The sequence below is a fragment of the Ruegeria sp. HKCCD4315 genome (assembly GCF_013112245.1).
In the GTDB taxonomy this organism is placed as follows: Bacteria; Pseudomonadota; Alphaproteobacteria; order Rhodobacterales; family Rhodobacteraceae; genus Ruegeria.
Genome location: NZ_WVRN01000001.1, coordinates 273,166 through 294,598, shown reverse-complemented (window position 1 = coordinate 294,598; position 21,433 = coordinate 273,166). Strand labels below are relative to the sequence as shown.

Below are 21,433 nucleotides of genomic sequence, written 5' to 3'. Positions count from 1 at the left end.
TTAGCTCTCCTTCAGATGCGGCATGGCTTTACGTAAGTAGTCATAACCGGTGATCAATGTCAGCGTTGCAGCAATCCACAGCAGCCACAGCCCAATCTGACCAGCCCAATACATGCCTTCGACATTCCAGCGCAGGTGGTTTACATCTTCAACCTGACCCGCAATGATCTGCTCGACCAGATCAGCATCCATTCCGAAGCTCGCCATAACGGCATAGTGTTCAAAGATGCCTTGCGAAAACAGAACCGCAATGGCGATCATCTGCGCAGTGGTCTTCCACTTGGCCAGTTTCGTAACCTTTAGCGTCCCAGCCACATCACCCAGATATTCACGCAGACCCGAGACAAAAACCTCGCGGAACAGGATCACTGTGGCAGGCAGCACCAGCCACGGGGTCCAGTGTTCGGTCGAGTAGCCGACAAGGATCATAAGTGCGATCACAACCATCGCCTTATCTGCAATCGGGTCCAGCATCGCACCGATTTTGGTTTCCTGCTTCCAGGCGCGGGCCAGATACCCATCGAACCAATCCGTAATCGCTGCCGACAGGAACAGGATCAAAGCGAACCAATCCGCGTATGGCCGGGTAAAGTACAAAAACATGACGGCCAGACCGGGTGCCGCCAACAGGCGCAGGACGGTCAGAATATTGGGCAAGTTCCACTTCATGGCTTGGACCCTATATCGACGCCGCAAGACAGAAAAGCCAAACAGGCTAAAAAACTGCGCCACACCGAAACGCTTGGTCAAAGCGCCGCAGGCCTGACGTCTCAGAGTTGTACCTCTTGGCCTTTTCCTGCTTTGCGGTCAGATTGCCGCGCAAGTCCAATCAGAAAGAAACAGATGACAGCGCATATTCAAACCGACGCCCGGTCGAACATGATCGGCAGCCTTTGGATGATCGCCGCGATGGCGGGCTTCGCGCTTGAGGACGCTTTGCTGAAAGCAGCCTCGGCCGTATTTCCGATCTGGCAGGTGCTGGTGCTGTTTGGCGCGGGCGGCTCGGTGATCTTTGCGGCGGTGGCATTGGCCCGGGGGCAAAACTTGCTGCATCCCGATGTCTTGTCCCGCCCGATGAAAGTTCGGGTGCTGTTCGAGGTCTTTGGTCGGTTGTTCTATGTTCTGGCGATCGCGTTGACCCCTTTGTCTTCGGCCACGGTGATCCTGCAAGCCACGCCACTGGTCGTGGTTGCGGGTGCTGCGATGTTCTTCGGGGAATCCGTCGGCTGGCGGCGGTGGAGCGCCATTTTCGTCGGTATGATCGGGGTTGTCGTGATCCTGCAACCCACCGGCGACAGCTTTTCACTGCTGTCGATATTGGCCGTGCTGGGGATGCTGGGATTTGCCGGGCGCGATCTGGCCAGCCGCGCAGCACCTGCCACATTGGGAACCGAGGTCTTGGGGTTCTACGGATTTCTCAGCATCATCGTTGCTGGGCTCGCCTATCGGTTTTGGGAAGGCGTGCCGATGGTTTCGCTTGATCTGCATACCGGCCTGCATCTGACCGGCGCGGTGCTGATGGGCGTTCTGGCCTATTCCTCGCTGATGAAGGCAATGCGCACGGGCGAAGTGTCCGCTGTGACCCCGTTCCGCTATACCCGCCTTTTGTTCGGCATCGGCTTGGGCGTGGTCATGTTCGGTGAAAGCCTCGATCCGGCCATGTGGATCGGCAGCGCGCTCATTGTGGCTTCGGGGCTGTACATCCTGTGGCGTGGACGACGCGCCTAGCCCTTGTCGTGGAAGAAATCGTAAACCTTCTGCGCCAGCCCGGCCGAGATCCCCTCGACCGCTTTCAGATCGGCAAGATTGGCCCTGCTGACCGCCTTGGCGCTACCGAAATGCGTCAACAAGGCACGTTTGCGCGCGGCCCCTACACCGGGAATTTCGTCCAACGGCGTGGCCCCGACGGCCTTTGCCCGTTTCGCGCGATGGGTACCGATGGCGAACCGATGCGCCTCGTCCCTTAAACGTTGAATGAAATACAGCACCGGGTCGTTGCGCTTCAGGGCAAAGGGGCGCTGACCGGTCCGATGGAATTCTTCCTTGCCGTGATCGCGGTCGACCCCTTTGGCAACGCCAACCATGGGAATGTCTTCAACCCCATGGGCCTGCATGATTTCGTGCACGGCGCTCACCTGCCCTGCACCGCCATCAATCAGCAGCAGGTCTGGCCAGAGCCCTTTATCCCGATCCGGATCTTCCTTTTGCAACCGGGTGAAGCGACGGTTCAGCACCTCTTTCATCATGCCGAAATCATCGCCAGGTGTCAGGTCATCGCCTCGAATGTTGAACTTGCGATAGGCGTTCTTCATGAAGCCTTCGGGCCCTGCCACGATCATGCCGCCTACGGCGTTGGTGCCTTGAATGTGCGAGTTGTCGTAAACCTCGATCCGTTCAGGCGGCGCATCCAGATCAAACGCTTCGGCCACCCCGCGCAGCAGTTTGGCCTGCGTCGCGCTTTCTGACATGCGGCGAGCCAATGACTCGCGCGCATTTCGCAGGGCTCCTGCCACCAGTTCCTGCTTCTCACCGCGTTGCGGCACCAGGATTTCCACCTTGCGGCCTGCTTTCTCGGTCAGGGCCTCCTGCATCAGATCGGCGTTTTCAATGCCGTCCGACAGGATCAATTGCCGGGGCGGTTCCTTGTTGTCGTAGAACTGGCCAAGGAACGCCTCCATCACCTCAGCGGGCGAAACATCGGGGCCGACCCGCGGATAGAAATCCTTGTTGCCCCAGTTCTGGTTGGCACGGATGAAGAACACCTGCACACAAGCCTGACCGCTATCCATGTACAGGCCGATCACATCTGCCTCGGCCACGCCGCGTGGGTTGATGCCTTGGGACGTCTGTACTTGCGTCAGCGCCCGGATGCGATCCCGTAGACCGGCGGCGCGTTCGAACTCCATCGCCTCGGACGCAGCCATCATCTGCTCGGCCAGATCCTCCTGCACTTTGGTGGACCGGCCAGACAGGAAACGTTCAGCGTCCTTGACGCTTTCGCGGTATGCCTCTTCCGAGATCAAACCGACACATGGCCCTGAACAGCGTTTGATCTGATAGAGCAGACAAGGCCGCGTTCGACTGTCAAACATGGAATCCGAGCAGTTGCGCAGCAGGAACGCCTTTTGCAATTGGTTCAGTGTCCGATTCACCGCACCGGCACTGGCGAACGGGCCGAAATAGGCACCTTTCTCTTTCTTCGCCCCGCGATGCTTTTTGATCTGCGGAAAGGCGTGGCTTTTTGAGACCAGAATATTGGGGAAGCTTTTATCGTCGCGCAGAAGCACGTTGTACTTCGGCTTGAGCTGCTTGATCAGGTTCTGCTCCAGCAGCAGCGCCTCGGTCTCGGTCCGAGTGGTCAGAAACATCATCGAGGCGGTCGAAGCGATCATCTTTTCGATCCGGCCGGAATGCCCGGGGCGTGTGTAATTCGACACCCGCGCCTTCAGGTTGCGTGCCTTGCCCACATAGAGAACCCGACTATCCGCATCCAGCATCCGATATACACCGGGCGAACTGTCCAGCGTTTTCACATAACGCTGAATACAGGCGTAACCGGTCTGAGAGGAGTCGCTGTGGGTGGTCATGGGCTTTTGATATGATTCTCTTGGACTGGCTGCAATCTCAGGCCTCTCAAATCAAGAGGAAACAATCCACGACTTCTGTGGATAAGTGTGAAGATAAGTTTCTGCTGGATCGGAAATCCCCTTGTTTCATTGCCCCTTCCTTGATTTGCACAAAAAATGGGCAATATTGCAAGCATATGTAAATAAAAGATATTTTTTCCATCACTTAGCAAGTGTATGAAAAAAAAGACATTTTTGTAACGCGCAGGTAACAGGATTGAGAGCGGTGCAAAACTTGCAGCAAAATTGCTTATTCTACGCCCAGCACGTCAGGCGTTTTCCATCCCAGATGCTGGCCCCCATCAACGCAGAGCAATTGCCCTGTGACTGCATGTGCATCCAAAAAATACCCCAGCGCAGCGGTTATGTCCGACGGGTTGGAACCCCGCTCAAGCACCGTGTTCGATCGCTGTGCCTGAAAATGCTGTTCGCTTTGACGATGCCCCTGAACAGTTGGACCCGGACCAATCGCGTTGACTCGAATGTCAGGTGACAGGGCCTGAGCAGCCGTTCGGGTCAGGGCCCACAACCCCATTTTCGCGATGGTGTAGGACATGAATTCGGGCGTCAGCTTTCGGACCCGCATATCGACCATGTTGACGATCAAGCCTGCGGCCAGAGGCTCGTTGTTTTCGTCCATGCCAGCGGCCAGTCCCTGTTCAGACATAGCCTGCGTCAGTACGAATGGCGCGCGTAGATTGCTGTCGAGATGGCGGTCCCAGCTTTGGCGGGTTGCAGTATGGATATTGTCGTATTCAAAGATCGAGGCGTTGTTCACCAGACAAGTGATCGGTCCACCCAGCGCCTCAGCCGCTTTGGGCAACAACGCCTGAACCTGAACTTCGTCCAGCAGATCGGCCTGCAATGCCACCGCGTGCCGCCCAAGGGCCTGCACCTTTTCTACAGTTTCCTGCGCCGGTTGTTCTGATGTGGCGTAATGCACCGCCACATCGTAACCACGACCCGCCAGATACAGCGCCATGGCCCGGCCCAGACGAATACCGGCACCGGTCACTAAAGCTCGGGTCATGCTTCACCTCGTTTTGTCAGATCACACCAGCAATACGGTGACATAAAGCACATAAAGGAAAGTCAACACCAACCCCCAGATGCGTGAGATATCTTGTTTGAAGAACACAAACGGGATCAGCAGCAGCGATGCGCCCAGCATGACCCAAAGGTCGAATTGCAGGAACTCGGGATCAACCGGGATACGACCAAACCAGGTTGCGATCCCGATGATGGCCAAAAGGTTGAACATGTTCGAACCGATCACGTTACCCAGTGCCACGTCGGCCTGTCTGCGCAACGCGGCCATAACTGTTGTCGCCAATTCAGGCAAAGACGTTCCAACTGCAATCAACGTCAAACCAATGACCGTTTCGCTGACACCATAGTTACGTGCGATGACCGTTGCATTATCCACCAACAGATGCGCGCCCATCGGCAGACCAATCAGCCCTAGGATCAAGAAAACAGATACCTTCCAATACGGCATGTCAGGATCTGCTTCTTCCAGCCCCTCAAGCTCTTCATCCACACAGGCCTCACCGCAGGCTTTGCGATGGGCTTTTGCCTCGCGAAAGGCGTTCATAAGAACAAGACCCAACGCTGCCAACAAGATCAGGCCGCTGAAGAATGTGAACGTTCCCAAAAACGCCAAGCCAATAAACAGAACCGTCGCCATCAGCATGAAGACATAGTTCCTGCGGCTGTTGCACTCACTGGTGTGTAACGTCGCCAACAGCGCGGGCAAGCCCAGAACCAGCAGGATATTCGCCGTGTTTGATCCGACCACGTTACCCAGCGCGATGCCAGGCGCGTCCTCTTCCAAAGCGCTGATTGCAATCAAAAGCTCAGGCGCGGATGTACCAAAGGCCACAATCGTCAGGCTGACGATCAGCGCCGGAACGCCAAGGCGCAGGCTCAGGTTTACGGCACCACGCACAAGGGCGTCGCCTGCCAGCAACAGAATCAACAGGCCCAGACCGGACAACAGCCATGTGGTAATCAAGTCCGGCCTCCCTTTTCGCAGGCGCAGGGGCCTTTGCCGATACGATACCGGCCGCAGCGCGGACATTTCACCGAACTCAATTTCTTTTGCCCGGGAAAGCGAAGCTTACCGAACATTGCCAATACGCCCATGGCAATCAGGAAAAGGGTGACGGCCTTGATGATCACGTTACAAACCGAAACGCGCATAGGCTGCACGCTCCTCTAATCCGGCGATGGCATCCTGTGCCAAGCTGGCCCCAAAGCGCGTCCAGATCGGTTTACGTACACCGTAACGGCGGAACTTGACTTTGTCGCCAAAGCGTTCCTGCATCTTGGGTTTGAGGTGGGCAATGCCATCAATCAGGCCCAATTCCTGCGCGCGGCGCGCCAGCCAAACCTCACCGGTGAACAGATCAGCACTGCTATCCAGCTTGTCACCGCGGCGCGCTTTGACATGGTCAATGAAGTTTTCATGGATGTCCCCCAACAAACCTTGCAGGCGGGCCACATCCTCTTTCTTTTCCGGCGCAAACGGATCCAGCATGGATTTCGACTGGCCTGCCGTGTGCACGCGCCGCTCGAACCCTTGCCGTGCCAGAAAGACATGCGCGCCAAACCCGGCCGAGATCACTCCGATCGAGCCCAGAACCGAACTGTCATCTGCCCAGATCTCGTCCGCGGCGGCGGCCAGCCAGTACCCGCCCGAGGCAGCAACATCCTCGACAAAGGCAATCACGGGCACGTCCAGCTCTTCCGACAAACGCCGGATCCGGGCACCGATCAGTGAACTTTGCACAGGGGACCCGCCCGGAGAATTGAGCTCAATCGCCACGGCGGCGGGTTTTCCCTTGCGAAACGCTTTTTCCAGAACCGGGGCCAGGGTTGTATCGTTCAACGCCCCACGCCCCGCCATTCCAATGGCGCCGGACAGGCGGACAACGGCCACGCAGGGGTGCTTTTTGACAAACGGCAGGCTGAGTTTCATGGGTGCCGATGTAGAGTGCCCCCAACCCGTAAACAAGGGACTCATCCGGCCTTAAACGCGACGTGAACCAAATTCCCACACTCGGTGGGCAAAAATGCAACGCCCAAGGACAGTCAGCTGCGTATGCGCCAACCGGTTTTGAAAATCCAGCCAATGACCGCCAGACAAACACCTGTAAAAGCCAGAATGGCCAGCAGACTAAAGACAATCGGCACATCGGCCAGCCCGTAAAAAGACCAACGGAACCCCGAAATCAGATAAACGACCGGATTGAACAATGTGATGGTCTGCCACAGCGGTGGCAGCATCGAGATCGAATAAAACGTACCCCCCAGAAATATCAGGGGCGTCACAACAAGCTGAGGCACCAACGACATCTGTTCGAAATTGCTGGCCCAGATTCCAATGATGAAGCCCAATAAAGAAAAACTGAGACAGGACAGGATCAGGAACGCAGCCATGGCAAAGGGATGTTCAATCCGAATATCCACAAAAAAGGTAGCGGTTGCCAATATCACCAAACCCACAAACAGCGCTTTGGTGGCTGCGGCACCTACATATCCGATCACGATCTCGATGAAATTGACCGGCGCGGACAGAAGCTCGTAGATGGTGCCCAGAAACTTCGGGAAATATATCCCGAAAGACGCGTTCGAAATCGACAGCATCACCACCGACAGCATGATCAGCCCCGGCACGATAAACGCACCATATGAGACGCCTTCAACCTCTTGAATGCGACTGCCGATAGCCGTGCCAAAGACCACGAAGTACAAAGACGTGGACAGAACCGGCGAGAAAAAGCTTTGCGCGAGGGTGCGGAAGAACCGGGTCATTTCGAACCGGTAGATGGCGGCAATTGCAGTCCAGTTCATGCCATTTCTCCGGATACAAGGTTGACGAATATCTCTTCCAGACTCGATTGCCGTGTCTGCACGTCCCGCAGGATCAACCCGGCTTGTGAAACGTCATTCAGCAAAGTTGTGATACCCGTCCGATCCGCGTGGGTGTCATAGGTGTAAATCAAGACATCCCCCGCGCCATTCAGCGTCAAATTATGCAGCGCAAGACTGTCAGGAATCTGCGCGATTGGCTCTGTCAGCATGACCTCGATTTGCTTTTTACCCATCTGCGCCATCAGCGCGTCCTTGTCCTGCACCAACAGCAGCTCACCCTTGTCGATAACCCCCACACGATCTGCGATGGCTTCGGCCTCTTCGATGTAGTGGGTGGTCAGAATGATGGTGACCCCGTCCTGTTTAAGCTCGGCCACGATTTCCCACATGTCTTTTCGCAGCTCGACATCCACACCGGCAGTGGGTTCATCCAGAAACAGAACGCGGGGCTCATGAGCCAATGCTTTGGCGATAAGCACCCGGCGTTTCATGCCGCCAGACAACTCCTTGATCGCGTTGTCGCGTTTGTCCCAGAGGGATAGTTTCCGCAGAATCTCTTCGATCCGCGCATTGTTTTTGCCAAGCCCGAACAGTCCCCGCGACAGGCGCACCGTGTTCCAGACCTTCTCAAACGGTTCCAGCGCAATTTCCTGCGGCACAAGACCGATCATCCTGCGCGCAGCGCGGTAATCGGTCTGAATATCATGCCCTCCCACCGTGACCTCACCGGAACTCGGGGTGGTGATCCCGCAGATGGTCGAGATCAAGGTTGTCTTTCCGGCACCGTTTGGTCCCAGCAGGGCAAGAATCTCACCCTCTTCAATGTCCAAAGACACACCTTTCAGCGCCTCAAACCCATCGGCGTAAGACTTGCGCAGATCTCTGATGGACAAAATTGTCGTCATATCCGTTCCCCGTTCTGGCGTGGACCCTATCGCGCCAAACCTGGGTATAACAGGTCAATTCAACATCGTTTGATACACATCTGCCTTACAGGCGACGATCTGCGCCATCAAACATCCGCCTTGCAATCCGCAGCCGGCTCGCAAACTCTGCCCGAAACGGAGGGTGCAGATGCTAAAAGGAATTCGTGTCGTCGAAATTGAGGGGCTGGGTCCCGGCCCGTTTGCCGCCATGCAATTGGCCGATTTGGGCGCTGATGTGATAACCATTCATCGCAAAAGCGGTGCCGTCACACCCGGAATGCCAGAACGCTCACTTCTGGATCGCGGCAAGCGGTCCATCGCGCTTGACCTGAAAGACCCTGATGACCTGGAAACCGCCCTGTGTCTGATCGCCACCGCAGATGCCTTGATCGAAGGCTTCCGCCCCGGCGTGATGGAAAAACTGGGCCTTGGCCCCGACGCTTGCCTGACCCGCAACCCAAAACTGGTCTATGGTCGTATGACCGGCTGGGGTCAGGATGGCCCGCTGTCTGACACTGCCGGGCATGATCTCAACTATATCGCCCTGTCCGGCGCGCTTTGGTATGCCTCTCAACCCGGCCAACCCCCGCAGACACCTGCAACTCTGGTGGGCGATATTGGCGGTGGTTCCATGTATCTGGTCGCAGGTATTCTGGCCGGTCTGATCCATGCGCAACGCACTGGTGAAGGCACAGTTGTCGATGCCGCAATCTACGACGGTTCAGCCCATATGATGAACCTTCTGATGACCATGCGCCAAACAGGCAATCTGTCCGACACGCGCGGCGAAAGCCTGCTGGACGGCCCACACTGGAGCCGAACTTACACCTGCGCCGATGGTGGCTTCATCACCGTCCAATGCCTTGAACCCAAGTTTTACGCCCAGTTCTTGCAGATCCTGGGTCTCGCTCAAGATACCGCTTTCCAGAACCAATATGATCGCACACTCTGGCCTGATCTGACCCAAAGCCTTGCCGATATTTTCGCCAGTCAACCCCGCGACCATTGGGAAGCCTTATTCCGTGGCACGGATGCCTGCGTCGCCCCTGTGCTCAGCCCGCAAGAGGCGCTGGACCACCCTATGAACACTCACCGCAACAGCTGGCAAGACGTCGACGGTACCCTGCAATCCGCAGCCGCGCCGCGATTTTCTAATCACCAATGGAACCCCAGCCCCAGCCCCGCACGCGGTGAACACACAAAGGAAATTCTCGAGCAGCTCAAAGAGCCACGCTGATCCGCTCTTCATCTGGCCAAAAATACCTCGGGGGATGAATTGGCCGCAGGCCAAGAAGGGGGCTGGCCCCCTTTCGCCGGTTTACCGCCCACGCACCGTGTCGATCATCAGCTGCACGTTCTCAGGATCCGCATCCGGTGTGATGCCATGCCCCAGGTTGAAGATGTGTGGCCCTTTCGAGAACGCCTCGACAATGCGTCGCGTCTCGTCCACCAGCGCCTGCCCGCCCGTCACCATATGAGACGAGGCCAGATTGCCCTGCACACAGCCATCAGCTTGCACATGCTCGGCCGCCCATTCCGGCGACACCGAATTGTCCAGCGCAACACAGTCCACACCGGTTGCTTTGGCAAACCCGATATACCCATCGCCCGCCTCACGCGGGAATCCAATGACCGGAATGCCTGGATGGCGTTTCTTAATGGCCTGAGTAATCACCCGGCACGGTTCGACCGCGTATTTCTGGAACGCCTCGCCTTTCAATGACCCCGCCCAACTGTCAAAGATCTTGACCACCTCGGCCCCGGCTTCGATTTGCGCGGACAGGTACTCGATCGTTGCGGCGGTGATGCGATCCAACAAAGCCTCAAACAGCGCGGTGTTCCCTTCCCGCAACGCGTGCGCGGGACCCTGATCTGGCGTGCCGCGCCCCGCGATCATGTAGGTGGCCACCGTCCACGGCGCGCCAGCAAACCCGATCAAAGTGGTTTCCGACGGTAATTCCTGTGACAGAATGCGCACCGTTTCATAAACCGGTGTCAGTGTTTCATGAATCGCGTCAACCGGCTTCAACACGTCAAACTCGGATTGCTGCGTGATCGTCGACAGGCGCGGGCCTTCACCGGTCACAAACCACAGATCCGCGCCCAGCGCCTGCGGTACCAACAGGATATCAGCAAACAGGATCGCGGCATCAAACCCATATCGCCGGATCGGTTGCAATGTGACTTCGGCGGCCAGCTCAGGGTTATAGCACAAGGACAGGAAATCACCGGCCTGCGCGCGGGTGGCGCGATATTCGGGCAAATACCGACCCGCCTGGCGCATCATCCAGATCGGCGGCACGTCCTGAACCTCACCCGCCAGAGCCCGCAGCAGTTTCTTTGTCTCGGCCATTTTTGCCCCCAGTCATCCGGTTTTCGCAACGGGTCGTCCTTCGGCGGCAATTTGTCAAGCGCAGCCCCCATTGTCAGGGCAATGTGACGCGACTAAAGCTGTGAGCATGACTGTGAATTTGCCCACACCCGCATCGCCCCTCAGAATCGGCACCCGTGGTTCTCCGCTTGCGCTGGCGCAGGCCCATGAAACACGCCAACGCCTGAGTGATGCCTTCGACCTGCCCGAAGACGCATTCGAGATCGTTGTGATCAAAACCACGGGTGACAATCGCGCCATGATCGATGCTGATCGACCGCTGAAAGAGATCGGCAACAAGGGCCTGTTCACCAAAGAAATCGAAGAAGCGATGCTGCGCACCGAAATCGACATCGCCGTGCATTCGACCAAAGACATGCCAGTCGCACAGCCCGACGGTTTGGTGCTGGATACATTCCTGCCACGTGAAGACGTAAGGGATGCATTTATCTCACCGCGCCTGGGTTCCATCCACGACCTGCCCGAGGGGGCCGTTGTCGGCACTTCCTCGCTGCGCCGTCGGGCACAATTGCTGAGTCGCCGCCCTGATCTGAAGGTGGTCGAGTTTCGCGGAAACGTGCAGACGCGGCTGAAAAAGCTGGAAGATGGCGTGGCAGATTGCACCTTTTTGGCGATGGCCGGTATTCGCCGCTTGGGTATGGATGATGTCCCGGCCAGCGCCATTTCCCCTGACGATATGCTGCCCGCCATCGCGCAAGGCACCATCGGCATTGAACGGCGCAGCGACGACATGCGCGCAGCAGAAATGCTTGAGGCGATACATCACGCGGAAACCGGCCAACGGCTGGCGGCCGAACGTACGTTGCTGGATGCGCTGGACGGGTCATGCGAAACACCGATCGCGGGTCTGGCCGAGCTGGATGGCGGCACTCTCAGGTTGCGAGGCGAGGTTCTGCGACCAGATGGAACTGAAACCGCCAACCGGGATATGACAGCCCCAATAGAAGACGGTCCGGAAATGGCCCGCGCGATGGCCGCCGAACTGCTTGCGCAAGCAGGCCCGGATTTATTCGATTGGAAAAAATCAAAATAAATTCGCCTAATGTGAACTGGGTCACTGTAGAAGGTGATTTAATCAGGCATTAAGGTGACATACCAACCAGGAAGTCGGGTCAGTCTCGAAAGTATCGAAAAGTTTTCAGATTGCGGTGATTTAATCAGTATTCGAGGGGGCGAGGCTGGCCCCCGACTTCCAAAGGTGACGGGTCGCAGTTTTAACCAACGGCGACCCGTTTTTTGTTAAAGCAACACTCAGGAAATTGCCGCAACCGCGTGACGCACGGCCTCTCGGGTCTGGTTCAGATCGACGTCGGTCACCGCCAGAGACGGGTACAGCTTGCCCGGGGCTTTGAATATCCCATGCGACCTCAAAGCCGCGTTATATGATGTGTTGCGCGCAGGGTCATCATGACTGGCGCTGCGGTAATCCCTGCATTCGGCCTTGGTAAAATAGATGTCGAACAAAGTCTCGTCACCGCAAATCCGATGCGGAACACCCGCTTCGTTGAGCGCCTCGGTCTGCATATCTTGCAGCTGTCGGCCGATGCTGCGCAGACGGTCATAAGCCCCGTCTCGACGCAGAATCTCCATTGTCTTCAAACCTGCAGCCGCAGCGATAGGATTGCCTGACAAAGTGCCCAATTGCATCAACCAGCCGTCTTCACCGACTTTCGATTTGTCAAAATGCTTCATGATCTCGGCGCTGGCGCCCAAAGCGGCCAAAGGAAACCCGCCACCCGTGATCTTGCCCAACGTGCAGATATCCGGGGTCACGCCATAACGTTCCTGCGCCCCGCCATATGCCAGACGGAACCCTGTGACGATCTCATCGAAGATCAGCAGCACATCGTGTTTGTCGCACAAATCCCTCAGCCCTTGCAGGTACCCGGGCAAGGGCGGAATGATCCGCTGCAACGGCTCGACCATGATCGCCGCCACATCGTCATGTTCATCCAACAAGGCCGCGACAGCCTCAAGATCATTGAACGGCGCGATCAGCATCTGTTCGGCGACGCTGTCTGGGATCCCGGCACTGTCGGGCACGGCCTGAGGGAAATTGACCCGACGGCTGGGCGCCAGACTCATCTGCGCTTCGGCGCTCATCCCGTGGTACCCGCCCTCGAACTTGAGGATCTTGTTGCGACCCGTATAGGCCCGTGCCAGCCGAATGGCATACATGTCAGCTTCGCCACCTGACGCAACAAACCGCACCTGTTCACAGCAGGGAACGGCCTCGATGATGGCTTCGGCCAGTTCGATACCCTTTCTGTTATTGGCAAAGAAGGTCATGCCTTGCGGAAGCTGTTCCAGCACGGCCTCCATCACCTCGGGGTGGCCATGCCCCAGCAGCATGGGGCCGGACCCGATCAGGTAGTCGACATATTCGTTTCCGTCTTCGTCCCAGACACGACTGCCTTCGCCCCGGGCGATGACGATGCCCGGGTCGAAATTGCCGAACCCGCCCGCTGGCAATACCGCCCTTGCACGGTCGATCCATTCGGATTGAGTGTGGATCTTCAACATGTCACGTGATCTCCGTCATCTCAGAACGTTGGTGCGAGTCCTATTTGTACACGGCTTCAGGATCTCCCAGCGTGTTTTCATCAGGGTGCACACCCAGCCCCGGAGTTTCAGGCAAGTGCAGGTGACCGTCAATATTGCGCGGCCCACGCCCGCCCGCAATGTCGACGGTGATCATGTCCTGACAGGACCATACCGCATGGCAATTGTCATCCGTGATCGTGGCCGCCAAATGCAGTGCTTCGGTATCGGCCAGAACCGTGCCGCCGGTTGCCATTACAAACATATCGATGCCATGGGCCAGCGCGATATCCCGCATCCGGGCAGCCTTGGTCAATCCACCAACCCGGTTAAGTTTGATCCCAAAGATCTCGGCAATACCCTCGCGGGCAATCCGGGCGGCATCCTGCAAGGTCACGAGGCTTTCATCCACAGAGACAGGCGAGGCATGCAACCCCGAGATCGCAGCAATATCATCCAACGTCTCACCCGGCTGTTCGAACATAACGTTCAGGTCTTCGCAGGCGCTCATCACCCGCAGGGCCTGTTGCCGCGTCCAACCGCGATTCACGTCATACAGGACAATCTCTCCCGGTCGCCGGATGCTCTCTACATCGCGAACACGTGCGATGTCGCGTTCCACGTTGCCGCCGATCTTTACCGAATGGGCGATGTAACCCCGGCTGCGATAGCGTTCCATCACCTCTCGGGTTTCTTCGACAGTCTTTGCCCCTACCGACGAAGCAATCGGGCGCGGTGTGCGCGATCCGCCGCCCATCAGATCAGCAATGGGCAGTTCCGCCGCCTGACCGGCAATGTCCCAACAGGCCATGTCGATCGGGCTTTTGGCGTAAAGATGCCCGGGCAAGGCCAGATCCATCGCCCGTTCCACATCCAAAACCTTGCGCGGATCGAGACCCAGAATGAACGGGGCCATCGTCTGGATACCGGCGCGAATGCCTGGTCCGTGGGCAGGAACATAGGTGTGCCCCCATGGGGTACCCTCACCCCAGCCTACCAGTCCGGCGTCGGTTTCGATTTTCACAATCGTCGCGTCGAGGGTTTCGAACTTCAACCGACCGCCAGACAGCCAATAGGGATGCTCTAACGGCAGGTCCACCTGATAAACGGTAATGGACTTGATCTTCATAGTGTGTACTCCGCTACAGGCGTGCCGAGGCTTTCAAAATCAGGGGCAACGCCCAGTCCGGGCGTGTCCGATGCAAAGAGCTTGCCATCCTTAGCCGTTGGTCCGCCGATGCCGGTTGATCTGGTGTTGTAGTTCATCAGATCCGTTGTGTTCTGCAGGTATTCAGGTGGTGTCGAGGCCGCAAAATGCGCTACCACTGACGTCGTGATCTCGCCGCCCCAGGTATCTTCGCTGACCACCGGGATACGGTTGTCGACCAGATAGTCCCGCACGCGCCGCGCTTTGCTGATGCCACCGAGGTTCGAAATCTTCAGACAGCAGATCTCGGCCCCACGATCCGCAACGATCCGCTGCGCCATGTGGATGCCTGTTACACATTCATCCAGTTTCATCGGTTGCTCGGCCACGCGGCGCACCTGTTGGCATTCCTCGTAGGTGCGGCAGGGTTGTTCGAGGATGAAATCCAGATCGCGTGTCGCCCGCGCCACTCGGATCGCATTGTCAACGCGCCATCCTTGATTGGCATCGGCCATCGCCTTCTCACCCGATTGCAACAGAGGGACCGTAGTGCGGATCCGATCAATATCGGTAGCCCAGTCGCCTCCGACCTTGACCTGAAACTGGCGGTATCCCTGATCGCGATAGACATTCATTTCTGCCACAGTCTCATCCACCGCCTTTTGCGGCGCGACCCGGTACATCGGCGCACCGTCCGTCAGCTTGCCGCCCAGCAGCATCCAGACCGGCTGATCAGACGCCTTACCCAGAATATCCCAGCACGCCGCATCGAATGGGGCTTTGGCATAGCCGTGGCCTTGCACAAGATGATCCATCAACTGTTCGATCCGCGCCACCTGTCGGGGGTCCTCACCCAGCAGCTTCGGCCCAATAAGCCGCGCCAATGCCGGGACGCCTTCGGAATGGGCGATCATGTAGTTTTCCCCGCAAGGAGAGAACTCGCCACACCCTTGCAAGCCCGCGTCAGTATCGATGACCACAACCGATGCAATGGCCGTTTCGATAGCGTTCCCTGCCCCCCAAACATAGGCACCACCGACGTACGGCAACCCGGTTTGAAAAACCCGAATTCGTGTGATTTTCATTTGGCGTCCATTCTTGGTAAGTCGCCCATCCCGTCACCACGCCACAGCACAAAGGTCAGGATCGGTTGATCGGTTGTGATCATGGCATGGCTTTGCCGACTGGAATGCAGCCGTGTCTGGTTGGGGCCAACAAAAGTCTCATCCCCTTCGACCTTGAACAGGGCACCACCCGCCAGCGTCAAATAGATTTCTTCTGCCTGATGGCTGTGCCAGTCATAGTTCAGGCCAGCCCCCCAATACCCGATGTAGCCGCGCAATTGCGCCGAGTGGAAATGTCCGGTCGGACCAAACAGCTCATAATAGCCGTAACGGTTGAGAAAATCCGCCCCGACCTCTTCCTCGGTGTAGGTCTGTTTCCAATGGGCCAGATGGGTGGTTGCCTTGACGGCGTCGATGAGCGGTTGCGTCAGTTCACTCCCCCGCAGACCGAAACCCTGCACCAGATCTGCGGCTGGGACGTGAACTGGTTCTGTCACTGCGGCCGACAGATCAGATGGCCAAGCGCCAAAGGCGGACAGCTCAGGGTGTGCCTGATGTAGCTGCCGCGCCGCCTCCAAAACGTCGTCAAGCGTCATGGTATCACCACGATATTTCCGGTGTGCTGTTTGGCAATGAACGCGGCTTGCGCCTCACGCAATTCCTCCAAAGGATATGTGGCGGCCAAGGCGGGCTTGATTTCCCCTGCTTCAATGTAGTCGACAAGGTTTCGCATCACCTGTGGGTCAATCACGGTCGAGCCCGTAAAAGTTAGATCCCGCAGATAGAAAGTGCGCAGATCAAACTCGACCATTGGTCCGGCGATCGCGCCAGAACAGGTATAGCGACCGCCGCGTTCCAGAATGTCGATCAGGTTCGGCCAGTACGACCCACCAACCACATCCGCGACCACTGTAATCTTTTCGTCACCCAATGCATCACGCAGATCCTTTGGCCCGCGCGGTAAAATGACATCTGGGCCAAGCCTGGCAACATCTGCGTGTTTAGCCTCGGATGCCATCGCGATGACACGCGCGCCACGCCGTTTTGCCAACTGGACAAGGGCACCGCCAACGCCGCCCGATGCTCCGGGCACAAGAACCGTGTCCCGGCCCGTTACGTTGGCGCGGGTCAGCATGCCTTCGGCCGTGGAATAGGAACATGAAAAAGTGGCCAGTTCAGCGTCCGACAGGTCTGACGTGATCGGCACGGCATTGACCGCAAGCGTCGTCGCGTATTCCGCGAACCCGCCATCTCGTTCTGACCCATAATAGCCGGTCTTATCCATATTTTCGGGATCGTTTGGATCGCGTAGCCAGCCATCGGTTATGACACGCTCACCTATGCGCCGGGGGTCGACACCTTCACCCACAGCCACGATGTGTCCACAAATGTCAGCCCCCTGAATCCGTGGGAAGGTGATCGGATTCCCGCCCCAGGTAGGGTCGTCTTCTCCAACCTCTTCAAACGCACCACCGGTCGTTGCGTCGGTCACGGTCTTTGAATACCAGCCTGAGCGCGTGTTGACGTCGGTATTGTTCAGCCCACAGGCCGCGACCTTAATCAACACTTCCCCAATCTGTGGTTCGGGGCGCGGCCAGTTGCCATGTAGAACCATCTGTTCCAGGCCACCGTGGCCCATTGTCACCATAGCTTTCATTGTTTCAGGCAAGCTCATTGAGCGGTCTCCACTGTTGCGTCAGTGCGGGGCGTATTTGTCGGTGCAATGCCCCCAATCAGAAACGTCCTGCCAGCGCGCGCAATGCGCTGTTCGTCGGCTGGCGCGGTGGTCTTTTCGCAAGCACAGTTGCACCTGTGCGCAATACGCTTCACGTTCATGGCAAATTAGTCATAGTCAGCGATCACCGCATGCAAGAGTGATGGCAATTCATTCGCGGACATGATCGTTCCTTATCGCGAGTCGCGTTTCTGCTCGACACGCTAATTTCACATTTGTACCATCGTCAACCATGAATGACACAAACGTATCCCAAGCTGTCCTGAACCGCCTGACTGACGAGTGGGACGCCCTCACACCCGAAGCGCAAAAAGCCGCACGGTATGTTTTGGAAAACCCAACGGATGTTGGGGTTTCGACCGTGCGCGAAATTGCCGAGGCTGCAAAGGTTAAGCCCAACACCTTTGTACGCATGGCACGGCAAGTTGGCTTTGACGGGTATGACGATTTCCGCGAACCGTTTCGCGACGCGATCCGCAAGGGTCAAATCTCGTTCCCGGACCGCGCCCGTTGGCTGCAAGACATCGGTAAGTCCGGAGAGCTGGGTACACTTTACGCCGACATGATCGGTGCAGCGATACGGAACATCGAAGAAACCTTTGCCGGTATTGACGCTGAGCGCTTGAAATCGGCTGCAGAAGACATCTGGAATTGTCGGCAGATTTTCACTTTGGGCGTGGGCGTCAACAACTCAAACGCGCGCAATTTCACCTACCTGGCCTCCACAGGAATGAAGCAGTTCCATGCCATTCCACGCCCCGGATCCACGCCGGTCGATGATCTGGCATGGGCTGACGAACAAGATGTGTTGATCGCAATCACATGTCACCCTTACCGCACTGAAGTGATCGAGGCGATCAAACTGGCACGCCAACAGGGCCTGACAGTTGTGGGGATATCGGACAGCCCGGCCAGCCCTGTCATCCTGAACGCCCATCACGGATTCGTTGTATCTGCAGATACGCCCCAATTTTTCCCATCGTCCGTTTCAACCATAGCATTGCTTGAAACCCTGCTGTCCTTTGTGATCGCCGTTTCCAGCGACGAGATCGTCGAACGGGTCGAGCGGTTCCACCGCCGCCGCCATCAACTTGGCATCTACGCGGCTGAACCCGAATGGCCCCGTTGAACCGGTTCAGTTGACACCGGTTGTGATCGGCAGATTTCACGAGACTCAGGTTACGCGCCCTTTGCTTTCGGCTCGAGTTTTGAAACGCCTCGGCGATGCGCAGATTGAAAAACAGTGTGCGAATTGCGTCGCAATTCACCATTCGCCACGTGAATCCAAGCAATTTCAAGGATTTCCGGAAAATTCAATAAAACTGTCAAACCGTCGACAAATGGCCTTGTATTTCCAGTGTTTGCAAGGATATACCCGTCGGCGGAGACGTGGCCGAGTGGTCGAAGGCGCTCCCCTGCTAAGGGAGTAGGCGGGAAACCGTCTCGAGGGTTCGAATCCCTTCGTCTCCGCCATATATCATTGAATTTAAATGGTATTTTTGGGCACTAATTGCGGTACCCGCTAAAAAACCCGCCATCCCAAATGCGCTTGGTTGCCACCTCATGCAACGGGTGAATCAGCTATGCCCAACTGCAACCCACTGGCTGCTTCGTACTTCGTATCTAAATTGCGTATTCTAATGCGATTGCCGCACCTTTCATAAAACCATTGCCGCCCAATCCCAAAAGGAGTGTGTAGCCATCACTGCTTGAGTAAAGCGAACCTTATCGGAATCTACCTCAGGAAACGCGCTGTGGGATCAAGCGGACATAGGCCGATAGCAGCGTCTTCATTTTGTCCCACGGTACGACAGAGTTTTTCGGTGGGACTGTGGGAGGAAACTGGTGTTCTAACACGCAATAATGGAGCAAATCATGAACGCCAAAACGAAAAACCCCGCTGGTCTGACCTCGAAGAAACATGGCATGAAGTCCGGAAAGCTGTCGTTGAGTGTTCTGTTCAAACCGCACCTTCTTCACTTTTTGGGTTGTGCAAACGCTCCCAAGGGGTGTCTCATACAAATTGTAATGTGATCATTGGATCTTAGCCGTGTTCGACGCTTCGACATACCTCGCGATAACATCGATTGCAGTCATTGGCACTGTTCACGTCTTCTGCGTGTCTTTCTACCAGAGATTCCCCGGCCTAGCAGGCTGGCTTTCTGATTTTTCATCTGGGATCGGACTTGGCTATGCTTTCCTTTTCTTACTGCCAAAAATCGGTGAATTGTCGGCCGATTTGGCTGCAAATGGGAAATGGGAAAACTCGCTGTTCGGTTATTCGCTCCTAGGATTTCTCATTTACTACTTGCTGGAAGCCAGTCGCGACACGGGGGCCGATAACAGGTTGTCGCTTGGCTTGGACACAGTGGCACTTGGAACCTATAACTGCTTGCTCGCCATTACCGTCATGCAAACGACCGGAACATCACCTGAGCTGTACGCAGTTGGAACGTTGGCCTATTCATTGCATTTGTTTGGGGTGAATATATACCTCTACAAAACCCACCCCAGGCATATGTCTGGATGGCTACGCGCATACTTTGTAGCGTCGCTTGCAGTCGGCATATTGATCGGCCTCAACGCGGACAAAAGCAGCATGATCTTTTCAGTTGCGACTGGGTTAACAGGGGGCGTGATCATAGCCCTGTCTCTTCGGGTCAAACTGCCCAGCCTTTCGGCAGTGAATACAAAAGCTCTGTTGATTGGTGTGGTGTTTGCTGCGGTCGCAGTCGAGGTCACCCGTTACTAACCCGACGACACTGTTAAGTCTTTCCGTAGTATAAGCCGAGCCGTTTAGCTGTGCTTTAGAGACTAAGACGCCTTGAATTTCATTTGCTCAAAGTCTCTGAAATGCTTTTCATCGCAACCATAGAATCCAGGTACATAGGTGTATTTTGAACGTCCGGCTGGCTTGATAGCTTCACCATAACCACATTGGCTTTTTGGTTCACATACAACAGCTGCCCATAGACACCAATGCCATAAAACGCACCTTTTTCTCTGTCTTTCACCCAAACTTGATTACGGTAGTGGAAGCCTTCAAACACCTCTGAATATGCGCTTTTCTCATAAGCTGCGATAACGTCATCATTTGCTTGAATCGTGTCAGCTATCCAATCAGGAGGAATAACTTGAGTGTCGTTAACCTTTCCGTTGTCCAGCATCATTATGCCAAACCGCAATAGGTCACGAGAGCTGGTGAACATCCCACCACTGGTTTGCACAATCTTTTTGGGCCCCAGTTCGCTATATGCAGGGTCCTGTGCACCGATGTCCTGCCACAACTCGGCCAGTACATCCAGATAGCTCTCGCCAGTTGCCGACTCGATAACCATACCCAGCAACGCAGATAGCACTGAACGGTAACTATAGACTTCACCGTCTTCTACCAAGGTCTCGCGATCACTCAGAGAGATCATGTACTCTTTGACGCCAGACTCAGTATCACAAATTTCAACTTTTTCAGAGAGGTCCTGACCAAAGGCACAGAACAGATCACCAGCATCGTCTAAGTAGCCACTGGACGCATCTTTCCAATCAACAGCAGCGGTCATGTCAAGTAGGTGTCTAACCGTTGTATTTTTGAATGCTGGGCCTTCCAACTCTGGCAGGTATTCGGTGATCAGTTTTTTGGGATCTAATTCTCCCGCCTCAACCGCCAGCCCTGCTACCATACCCAACACAGTCTTGGTGATCGAGTGAATGCGGTGAGGCGTATCAGCTCTCATGCCATTGAAGTACTTTTCAGCGACCAATTTGCCATCGTGATAAATCAAAAAGCTATCGGTATGCGTTTGATGCAACCAATCGTTGATGTTCTGTTCTTCATTATTGCTAGCTGTGAAAACAAAAGTCTCAAGCTCAGTTGGGTATGCCGCTTTTTCCAAAGTACGCACCCAATCTGACGGTGGAACTCGTGCTAATTCGCCAAAAACATTTGTACCTTCAAATATCCAAGGGCTTCTATCTACAGACCCAACGGTTTCATCCCAGAAATAACCAGCCTCTGCGCTTGCTGGTTGTGTAGAAGCAGTAAATACCGCACCGGAGGCCAACAGAGCGATAGCAATAGCGGAAGTCACTAACAGCTTGTTTGCATTTCTTTTCAATTTTGAGGATCTCC

20 protein-coding genes and 1 tRNA gene are annotated in these 21,433 nt (G+C 56.0%); 6 read left to right on the top strand and 15 right to left on the bottom strand.

Annotation, left to right across the window (positions count from 1 at the left end; genetic code table 11):
- Complete coding sequence (gene pgsA / locus GS646_RS01350; RefSeq protein ID WP_171183804.1) at positions 1–669, bottom strand: CDP-diacylglycerol--glycerol-3-phosphate 3-phosphatidyltransferase; 669 nt, start codon at positions 667–669, stop codon at positions 1–3.
- Between the two features lie 174 nt (positions 670–843).
- Here pgsA and GS646_RS01345 point away from each other — a divergent pair, with 174 nt between their 5' ends.
- Positions 844–1,728 carry a DMT family transporter gene (locus GS646_RS01345; RefSeq protein ID WP_171647429.1) on the top strand — a complete coding sequence of 295 codons (885 nt, stop codon included), beginning with the start codon at positions 844–846 and terminating at the stop codon, positions 1,726–1,728.
- Here the strand turns inward: GS646_RS01345 and uvrC are convergent.
- From uvrC to GS646_RS01315, 7 genes are all read right to left on the bottom strand, one after another.
- Positions 1,725–3,587, bottom strand: a complete 1,863-nt coding sequence (gene uvrC, locus GS646_RS01340) for an excinuclease ABC subunit UvrC (RefSeq protein WP_171183799.1) — start codon at positions 3,585–3,587, stop codon at positions 1,725–1,727. The genes GS646_RS01345 and uvrC overlap by 4 nt on opposite strands.
- 289 nt (positions 3,588–3,876) lie before the next feature.
- Positions 3,877–4,656, bottom strand: a complete 780-nt coding sequence (locus GS646_RS01335) for an SDR family oxidoreductase (RefSeq protein ID WP_171183798.1) — start codon at positions 4,654–4,656, stop codon at positions 3,877–3,879.
- A gap of 21 nt (positions 4,657–4,677) precedes the next feature.
- Positions 4,678–5,637 carry a calcium/sodium antiporter gene (locus GS646_RS01330; RefSeq protein ID WP_171184234.1) on the bottom strand — a complete coding sequence of 320 codons (960 nt, stop codon included), beginning with the start codon at positions 5,635–5,637 and terminating at the stop codon, positions 4,678–4,680.
- Positions 5,637–5,828, bottom strand: coding sequence for a hypothetical protein (locus tag GS646_RS22870; RefSeq protein WP_253746499.1), 192 nt, complete (start codon positions 5,826–5,828; stop codon positions 5,637–5,639). Before GS646_RS22870 ends, GS646_RS01330 begins: the two co-directional genes overlap by 1 nt.
- A complete protein-coding gene (locus tag GS646_RS01325) occupies positions 5,809–6,606 on the bottom strand; it encodes a S49 family peptidase (RefSeq protein ID WP_171093863.1) in 798 nt (265 codons plus the stop codon). Before GS646_RS01325 ends, GS646_RS22870 begins: the two co-directional genes overlap by 20 nt.
- Positions 6,607–6,719: 113 nt before the next feature.
- Positions 6,720–7,481: an ABC transporter permease gene (locus tag GS646_RS01320; RefSeq protein ID WP_171183797.1), complete on the bottom strand. Its 762-nt coding sequence runs from the start codon at positions 7,479–7,481 to the stop codon at positions 6,720–6,722.
- On the bottom strand, positions 7,478–8,407 hold the full coding sequence (locus GS646_RS01315; protein WP_171647431.1) for an ABC transporter ATP-binding protein: 930 nt from the start codon (positions 8,405–8,407) through the stop codon (positions 7,478–7,480). Before GS646_RS01315 ends, GS646_RS01320 begins: the two co-directional genes overlap by 4 nt.
- Before the next feature lie 169 nt (positions 8,408–8,576).
- Between GS646_RS01315 and GS646_RS01310 the strand changes: the two genes are divergently transcribed.
- Positions 8,577–9,665 (top strand): CaiB/BaiF CoA-transferase family protein, encoded by a 1,089-nt coding sequence (locus GS646_RS01310; RefSeq protein ID WP_171183796.1) that lies wholly within the window; start codon positions 8,577–8,579, stop codon positions 9,663–9,665.
- Positions 9,666–9,746: 81 nt separating this feature from the next.
- Here GS646_RS01310 and hemE read toward each other — a convergent pair whose 3' ends face one another.
- Complete coding sequence (hemE, locus tag GS646_RS01305; protein ID WP_171183795.1) at positions 9,747–10,781, bottom strand: uroporphyrinogen decarboxylase; 1,035 nt, start codon at positions 10,779–10,781, stop codon at positions 9,747–9,749.
- 106 nt (positions 10,782–10,887) lie between these two features.
- Between hemE and hemC the strand changes: the two genes are divergently transcribed.
- Positions 10,888–11,853, top strand: a complete 966-nt coding sequence (gene hemC / locus GS646_RS01300; RefSeq protein ID WP_171183793.1) for a hydroxymethylbilane synthase — start codon at positions 10,888–10,890, stop codon at positions 11,851–11,853.
- 218 nt (positions 11,854–12,071) lie between these two features.
- Here the strand turns inward: hemC and GS646_RS01295 are convergent, their stop codons facing one another.
- From GS646_RS01295 to GS646_RS01275, 5 genes are read right to left on the bottom strand one after another with little or no spacing between them, the layout of a single operon-like run.
- Positions 12,072–13,343 carry an aspartate aminotransferase family protein gene (locus GS646_RS01295; protein ID WP_171183792.1) on the bottom strand — a complete coding sequence of 424 codons (1,272 nt, stop codon included), beginning with the start codon at positions 13,341–13,343 and terminating at the stop codon, positions 12,072–12,074.
- Between the two features lie 40 nt (positions 13,344–13,383).
- Positions 13,384–14,490, bottom strand: a complete 1,107-nt coding sequence (locus tag GS646_RS01290) for a mandelate racemase/muconate lactonizing enzyme family protein (RefSeq protein WP_171183791.1) — start codon at positions 14,488–14,490, stop codon at positions 13,384–13,386.
- On the bottom strand, positions 14,487–15,593 hold the full coding sequence (locus GS646_RS01285; RefSeq protein WP_171647433.1) for a mandelate racemase/muconate lactonizing enzyme family protein: 1,107 nt from the start codon (positions 15,591–15,593) through the stop codon (positions 14,487–14,489). Before GS646_RS01285 ends, GS646_RS01290 begins: the two co-directional genes overlap by 4 nt.
- Complete coding sequence (locus GS646_RS01280) at positions 15,590–16,168, bottom strand: dimethylsulfonioproprionate lyase family protein (protein ID WP_171183788.1); 579 nt, start codon at positions 16,166–16,168, stop codon at positions 15,590–15,592. The genes GS646_RS01285 and GS646_RS01280 overlap by 4 nt, the downstream gene beginning before the upstream one ends.
- Positions 16,165–17,247, bottom strand: coding sequence for an alcohol dehydrogenase family protein (locus GS646_RS01275; protein ID WP_253746501.1), 1,083 nt, complete (start codon positions 17,245–17,247; stop codon positions 16,165–16,167). The genes GS646_RS01280 and GS646_RS01275 overlap by 4 nt, the downstream gene beginning before the upstream one ends.
- Before the next feature lie 292 nt (positions 17,248–17,539).
- Between GS646_RS01275 and GS646_RS01270 the strand changes: the two genes are divergently transcribed.
- The 3 genes from GS646_RS01270 to GS646_RS01260 all read left to right on the top strand — a co-directional run bounded on the left by GS646_RS01270 (position 17,540) and on the right by GS646_RS01260 (position 20,059).
- Positions 17,540–18,436, top strand: coding sequence for a MurR/RpiR family transcriptional regulator (locus GS646_RS01270; RefSeq protein ID WP_171183787.1), 897 nt, complete (start codon positions 17,540–17,542; stop codon positions 18,434–18,436).
- A 254-nt stretch (positions 18,437–18,690) separates the two neighbouring features.
- Positions 18,691–18,780, top strand: a tRNA-Ser gene (locus tag GS646_RS01265).
- Positions 18,781–19,357: 577 nt separating this feature from the next.
- A complete protein-coding gene (locus GS646_RS01260) occupies positions 19,358–20,059 on the top strand; it encodes a hypothetical protein (RefSeq protein ID WP_171183781.1) in 702 nt (233 codons plus the stop codon).
- 79 nt (positions 20,060–20,138) lie between these two features.
- Here the strand turns inward: GS646_RS01260 and GS646_RS01255 are convergent, their stop codons facing one another.
- The gene (locus GS646_RS01255) at positions 20,139–21,419 is read right to left on the bottom strand and encodes a serine hydrolase (RefSeq protein WP_171183780.1); all 1,281 of its coding nucleotides are present in this window, start codon (positions 21,417–21,419) and stop codon (positions 20,139–20,141) included.
- Between the last annotated feature and the right edge of the window lie 14 nt (positions 21,420–21,433).